The organism is Rothia nasimurium (assembly GCF_049068285.1).
Classification (GTDB): domain Bacteria; phylum Actinomycetota; class Actinomycetes; order Actinomycetales; family Micrococcaceae; genus Rothia; species Rothia nasimurium_I.
Genome location: NZ_JBLKPV010000007.1, coordinates 168447 through 174956, shown reverse-complemented (window position 1 = coordinate 174956; position 6510 = coordinate 168447). Strand labels below are relative to the sequence as shown.

Annotated in this window: 9 protein-coding genes; 3 read left to right on the top strand and 6 right to left on the bottom strand. The window is 52.5% G+C overall.

Translation table 11 applies throughout. The features are described 5' to 3' along the window. Nucleotides 1–66: 66 nt before the first annotated feature. The 3 genes from ACMXX3_RS07970 to ACMXX3_RS07960 all read left to right on the top strand — a co-directional run bounded on the left by ACMXX3_RS07970 (nucleotide 67) and on the right by ACMXX3_RS07960 (nucleotide 3067). Nucleotides 67–1158 carry a hypothetical protein gene (locus ACMXX3_RS07970; protein ID WP_421084193.1) on the top strand — a complete coding sequence of 364 codons (1092 nt, stop codon included), beginning with the start codon at nucleotides 67–69 and terminating at the stop codon, nucleotides 1156–1158. Then, nucleotides 1155–1658, top strand: a complete 504-nt coding sequence (locus tag ACMXX3_RS07965; RefSeq protein ID WP_421084192.1) for a hypothetical protein — start codon at nucleotides 1155–1157, stop codon at nucleotides 1656–1658. Before ACMXX3_RS07970 ends, ACMXX3_RS07965 begins: the two co-directional genes overlap by 4 nt. Before the next feature lie 161 nt (nucleotides 1659–1819). Continuing rightward, on the top strand, nucleotides 1820–3067 hold the full coding sequence (locus ACMXX3_RS07960; protein WP_421084191.1) for a tyrosine-type recombinase/integrase: 1248 nt from the start codon (nucleotides 1820–1822) through the stop codon (nucleotides 3065–3067). 393 nt (nucleotides 3068–3460) lie between these two features. Here ACMXX3_RS07960 and ACMXX3_RS07955 read toward each other — a convergent pair whose 3' ends face one another. From ACMXX3_RS07955 to ACMXX3_RS07930, 6 genes are all read right to left on the bottom strand, one after another. Then, the gene (locus ACMXX3_RS07955) at nucleotides 3461–3688 is read right to left on the bottom strand and encodes a hypothetical protein (protein ID WP_421084190.1); all 228 of its coding nucleotides are present in this window, start codon (nucleotides 3686–3688) and stop codon (nucleotides 3461–3463) included. Between the two features lie 412 nt (nucleotides 3689–4100). After that, entirely contained in the window at nucleotides 4101–4250 is a 150-nt protein-coding gene (locus ACMXX3_RS07950) for a hypothetical protein (RefSeq protein ID WP_421084189.1), read from the bottom strand. Then, on the bottom strand, nucleotides 4247–4417 hold the full coding sequence (locus tag ACMXX3_RS07945) for a hypothetical protein (RefSeq protein WP_421084188.1): 171 nt from the start codon (nucleotides 4415–4417) through the stop codon (nucleotides 4247–4249). The genes ACMXX3_RS07950 and ACMXX3_RS07945 overlap by 4 nt, the downstream gene beginning before the upstream one ends. A 352-nt stretch (nucleotides 4418–4769) precedes the next feature. Next, a complete protein-coding gene (locus ACMXX3_RS07940; protein WP_421084187.1) occupies nucleotides 4770–5063 on the bottom strand; it encodes a hypothetical protein in 294 nt (97 codons plus the stop codon). Between the two features lie 462 nt (nucleotides 5064–5525). Further along, a complete protein-coding gene (locus tag ACMXX3_RS07935; protein WP_421084186.1) occupies nucleotides 5526–5762 on the bottom strand; it encodes a hypothetical protein in 237 nt (78 codons plus the stop codon). 142 nt (nucleotides 5763–5904) lie between these two features. Then, a complete protein-coding gene (locus ACMXX3_RS07930) occupies nucleotides 5905–6384 on the bottom strand; it encodes a hypothetical protein (protein WP_421084185.1) in 480 nt (159 codons plus the stop codon). Between the last annotated feature and the right edge of the window lie 126 nt (nucleotides 6385–6510).

Below are 6510 nucleotides of genomic sequence, written 5' to 3'. Positions count from 1 at the left end.
AACCAGACGAACAGGAACGATAACTAAACTAAGAACAGACCACCCAACGGAGAACAAGGAAACCCCATGATCACACCACGAGAACCAAAACGGTTCATACCCTTTAAACTCACGGGCGGCCGCTTCGACAAAGCAGGCGTCAACCTCGACGCCTTCTCCGAACTACGCGCCTACAGAGACGTACTGCGCGCCATCGCCCGCGACATCTACTTCGCAGAATACCCAGACGCAAAACGAGCCCCAAACGGCATCGACAAAGCCCTAGATTTCAATTTTCATGACTACATAGATGGCTCTGTCGTCCCTACAGTCACCTGGGCAGAAGCTACATCTGACCTAGAGTGGATTCAAATGATGTCACATGGACAAGTAGAAGACATGTTCAACCGCATCATCGAAAATCAAGACTGGAGCTCCGCTGTTCTCATCAGCGATACCACCAAGAAAGTCATCGCAAAGTTTGGGGCCACACTTCGAGACGACGAAGCAATCGTCTACACCAACGGAATCCCTTACACTGCCAAAATACGTCAACGCCTTATGGAATCCCTGGACAAGAGCGAGGACATCAAAAGCCAACCACTCGTTGGATTCATTACCGAAATCGACGCCGGACGAAACAGCTTCAAACTTCGCCTACCCACAGGCAAAACAGTACCTGGTGAGTTTACGAACCCCGACCTCTTTAGGTCCCTTCTTCCGCACCTCAATAAGGTGGAAGAAGGCAGCGCACTACGCCTAATCTGTGACTACAGACTAGTCTTCGGAGGCGTCGAAAAAATTACAGACGTCTACGACATCGAGGTATTCATCGCAAGAGACTCCCCTTGGTCCGAGCGCATGTTTGAGCTCATCTTCCTGCGACAAGGCTGGGTTGATGGCCAAGGCAAAGCCGTCGTCATGGATACCGCCGAACTAGCCATGAAGGTACTCGAGGGAGCACAAAAAGCTGGATACTCCCTACCTCACATTTTCCCCACCCCTGAAGGCGGCATTCAGCTAGAACACCACCAAGGCACCAAACACCTTGAACTCACCATCTCACCAGATGATGAGCACGAAGGCTTCTACTACGACTCATCTACCGATGAAACCATCGAAGAAGAACTTTCGACACCAAACGCGATGGTTGACTTTCTGGGGCGGTGGGAAGCATGAGCGAATTCAACGAACTAGAAAACGGCGAAGTAGAAATGACCTCAACAGGCGAAGAATGCCTACGGCTCTGCAGCCCCAGCTGGATATCTGAAGATCGAATGCCCAGCAGCCAAATATTTGGTGACTTCCCCAAAGACAGTGGCAAACTCTCATGCGTCCAGGGCAGTAAAAGCTCAGCTGAAGCTGCATACAAAGACTTTACTGAGCGCCTGGGCCTCAATGCCCATAGCGTATGGGCGGTAACTGTCGGTGAGGTCAAAGGGTTAGCCCAAGAAACTGGTGGAGCCGTTGAGAGTCGTGTGGTGGATGATTCTAAACTGCCAGATCCGGATAAGACCCGAATGGCTAACCATTGCTACATAGACCAGCGCCACCTCAGTAAAGGGCAGAAGAAGAAACTACGCAACAAGCTTCTCGAGTATGCCTTGGCGCGTGGACAGATGCACCCTAACGATTTGACGACCGTGGGGGAGCAGAACATTTTTAGCCCCGGAAACTGATAACTCTAAGTAAATATTGAACCCCGCCCACCTGCACTAGTCGGCAAACTGAAACAGGTGGACGGGGTCGGAACCGAAGGCGCTGGGGCTTAACCCGGTGCCCGGCTCATCTGCACCCAAAAAAGACGGGGGCAGACTCATTTGAAAGGATACCTTAAACCATGGCAACCCGACGATCAAACGGTGAAGGAACCACCCCCAGAAAACGCCCAGACGGCCGCTGGGTTATACAAATCCGCACCACCCAAACCACCACCGGCAAAGAAACCCGCAAAACAATCTACGGCCGCACCCGCGCCGAAGCCGTCGCAAAAGCCCGCACCTACCGCAAACAACTCGAAACCGGAATCCTCGCCGACACCACCAACCAAACCCTCCACCAATGGGCAGAACAATGGGCCACCCACATCGCCGCCCAACGCGTCCGCCCCCAAACCCTACGCACCTACCAGGGCTACCTCCAACGCTGGGTCTACACCACCCCCATCGCCAACAAACCCCTCACCAACATCAAACCCAAAGACATCGAATACCTCTACCAACGCATGCGCGAGGCCGGCATGAAAGAATCCACCGTCCACCACCTCCACCGCGTCCTCGCCATCTGCTTCAAAGCAGCCGTCACCAACGACATCCTCGCCCGCAACCCCCTCGACCGCGTCCCCAAACCCCAGCCCGAAACCTTCGACCCCGTCGTCCTCTCACCCACCAAAGCCCGCGAACTCATCACAGCCCTCGAAGACGACGAAGAATGGGGACTGACCCACACCATCAACCTAGCCCTAGGGCTCAGGCAAGGGGAGCGGCTCGGGCTGTGCTGGGACGACCTGGACGTCGAAGCCGGCGTGCTACGGGTGGAACGCACCATCGTCATGCAAACCTGGAAGCACGGCTGCGCCCCTGCAGGCAAAGCCCCAGTGTGCGGCCGTAAGACCGGCAACGCCTGCCCGCAACGCACCGGCGGCGGGTTCATCATGGGCCCACCCAAAAACAAAGCCGGCGCCCGCCTCGTGCCCCTGCCCGCCCCTATCCTCGCCCGGCTCAAAACCCATAAGGCGAACCAACGACGCCTGCGCCTAGCCTTGGGCAAGGACTGGGTGGGCGCTGTCGACGTTGAGGGGCGGTCCTGGGATCTTATCTTCACCGACCAGTACGGCAGGCTAATCCGCCCCAACTATGATTGGAAGGCTTGGAATGAGTTCACCAGCAGGCACGGTATCGAGGGTATGCGTGTGCATGACGCCAGGCATACTGCTGCGACCGTGTTGTTGTCGATGGGGGTGAGCCCGCAGGTGACCATGTCGATTATGGGCTGGTCCTCGCCGTCCATGCTAGGGCGGTATCAGCATGTGCTTGATGAGATGAGGGCTGAGGCCGCGGAAAAGGTGGCTGGGGCGCTCTTTGGGTGAATGGCGGTCAAAAAGGCGGTCAGGGACCACTCCAAAACGGGCATTACGCCTAGTCCGCCAGTAAATTGTAGGCGGAATGTTTGAGGATTGGGACTTCTAAAAGCCCTAGTCATAGCTAGAAACTGGCCCCTCGCCGCGCCCCGAACTAGGGGAGTGGCGAGGGGTCTTTTCTTGCTAGCGAGTCTCCTTACAACACCCAAGACAGCAACTGGTGCAGCCGTTGGGCTATGGATCTTCACCAGTTGAGGTTTCGTCCGCCCCCGTGATGGGGCGTGGGTTGAGTGCCCGCTCTGTTGCCCCTGGGCGTGCGGGGCGAAATCTTGGGTATTGGGTATAAGAAAACCCTCTTAGCACAGGGGTGTAGGAGGGCTATAACAGTGGTGTAAACGGTTACTATTCTGAGGATAGAATAAACACACGGTTTTCCCAAGTGCCGATCGTATCTTGGAATTCCTCTGGGATGGGAGTTCCATCATAGATGAAGGAATTTTTGATGAAATCCATAGCCATAAAAGGTTCACCTACAAAGAGGAAATCTTCGATATCTTGATGGCGTTTTTTAGGGATAAGGTGCTTGACCCCATCGAAGATTTTTTGGACATCTGAACAGGTTAGTTCCATAGCCTCTGATTATACTTTCTTCTGGTTTTCTCTGAAAGGCTCTGAGATTCTTTACCCCCATCTAGGCTTTTCTTTACTACGCCTTCACCTCGTAATGGATGGACTGTTCCAATAGAAGAGCAATTCCCGGGGTACATACTTGATCTTCTTTAAGTTCCAGCCAAGAGGAAACTCAGTTTTCTCAGGCTTGCCAATCCCCTATGAATGGCGGCCACCCTGCTCATCCCCATCCCAAATGTGCAATGTGGGGCTGATTCACGGCACATGCGAATCAGCCCCTCGTTTTAAGTTTTATGCAACCTATCGTAGGCAAATACTTCAGATCGATAAAGGGCTTACACAACCTGATTCTGCCCAATACCACGGCCTCTGTTATGGCGTCTGCTGTGGTGGGCCATTGGGTCAGCAGGGGTTATGCCATCGCGTAGTTTTTGCTCTTGCTGTTGCTCTCGGCTTCGTTGAAGACGGGGGAATCCTCTGCGAAGATGCGTAGATCGAGCATGGTCTCACCGATGTACAGGGGAACGATTTCCTCTGTGTACTGCTGGAAAATATGCTTCATGGCTTTTTATTTGACTGGTTTCGAAGGGCAACATAAATGGTAGTTTGCTCCATAGCGGAGTTGTATTCGACGAGGAGGTTTGCGAGGTTGACCTTGCCGAAGTGGATTACGCTGAGTTCGCCAATGCTGGTGGCGAGTGCTTGGGATTCTGATGTGTCGTGAGTCATCTCGATTCACTGCTCTTTCCTGAATCCTGGCACCTCCATGGGTGCCCGGGTGCCTGCTGTAGGCTGCGGTTGTTCAGTCATGACAGTGGTCACTGTTGCCTACTGTGGCTTACTGTCGTGTCCTAAAGGCTACCTTATTCTGTGGGAAGGGTAGTGGAGGTCACGCCTGTTGTTGGCTTCTTACCCTCCTTTGCGCTGTGTTTGGGTTAATGGCGGTAAAAAGGTGGTCAGGGAACATCCTACAACGGGCAATACTCCTATTGACCGCTGGGCGTGCGAGGTGAAATCTAGGGGGCTTTTAGGGTGCAAAAAGGAGCACCATCAGATTTGGTGCTCCTTAACAGCCGAGACCTTAAAGTTCTATTTCGCTAATTTCAAGAACGGCTTTTCGAATGTCCTCATCAAACGATATCTTGTTCTCGTGAATGGAGGGCAACATAACTTCTATCGCAAAATCCTGCTCACCTGCAAAAAGTAGGTCTTTTACAAGGTCATCTTGCTTCTCATTCAGATATCTCTTAACTGATTTGTAAATTTCGCAGGCGACTGCATGGATACGGATTTCAGCATCAGTGTTGTAGATTTCATCTCTAGAGTATCTAGAGATTTTGCTATCCCTGTAGTCTGAGGCGATGACTGTAGACATCAGATAATCCTTTCCATACTACTTTCAGAGGTAAATCCTGAATGCTCCCGTCTTCTTTAAATTCTACTACTCTGTCTCCATTTTATTTTTAATGGCGTTGGCAAGCACAGTAAAGCGACCCCTATCCTTACAGTTCGCTCCAAAAGCCGCCGAGCTGGCGCTGCATACTGACAATAGCTCCTGGTTGCCTCAGCGGTCGCATAGATCCATCCTCGCGAGACAACCAAATGGCAAAAGGCGCAGGTCTCAGTACCAGCAGGAACTCGAGCCACTTTTTGGCAGCTTTGTCTTTAATGTCATTGGCAAGCACAGTTGAGCGAGCCGCATCCCTGGATGACAATATTTATTCGAACTGAATGGCTACCAGAGTTGCTGACTTAAGCTCGAATGACAACGATTTGAAGGGTAAAGACTTGCGCTCTGGAAAGGGGATCTGGAAGACAGGGGCGCTTTGTAAGAAACCTAGAGCTTAAGTTTGTGCAACTCTTCAATAGCATCCAACGAATTTTTGGATAACTTGTCGTTGGAATCCTTGTAGTAAGGCTCCATGAAGTCAATAGCAATGCCTTCTTCACCAACGAACAGCAACAATGGTATTTCTTCTAGAAGTATCTCAGGAAGAGATCCTTTAACGATGTCAAACATCTCTTCTGCGGCTGCATGTATACGATCCTCATCTGAGGCACTATGCGTAGACATTGATGGCTCTTTTCGCTTGGTGTGGAATTAGAATTGATGTCATAGAACTATCTGTCGCAACAATATAAACGCTATCACCCCGGAGACTCACTGCTGGTCGTCCTCACCCAGAAGTCACTACTATCACCTACCAGCTGTTTATTTATCTCCACCACCTCTTCCACACCGTTTTCTCGGGGTAGGTGCGGCGGACGTCCGCCAGGGCCTTCATGCGGGCGCGGCTTGGGCCGTCCCACAGAATCCACTTCACAAATTCGAGGTCGAGCTTCTCGGGGCAGCCCTCGGTCATATCCGGCCGGTTAGTGCCCCTGTAAGTGAGCCAGCGACGTCCTGCCCTCCACAGACGCACTAGGCGGGGCGCTAAGAGAATATAAATACGGTCAGCCTCAGCCAGTCGCCGCTCAAAATGCACATTGGAATAGCCGCCCTCAATCACCCAGCCCTCATGTTCGTCCAGAAACCCGCCCACAAGAGCGCGTTCGTCCGCAAGCTCCCGCTCAGCCCACCCCGGCAACCAATGAACGGTATCAAGGTGCAGCAGGGGAACACCATACCCGGCAGCTAACCGCCGCGCCCAGGTGGACTTACCGGCACCGCTCAAACCCAGAACAAGAATCTTCATAGACCCAGCATAGACAACACCACCACCGCATTCATCCTGAAAAAGCGCAACTAGTTGCGGGGAAACAGAATAAATGCGGGGAAAACCCACTCACCCAGCTACCAAGTCCCAACATGTCAAGGAACC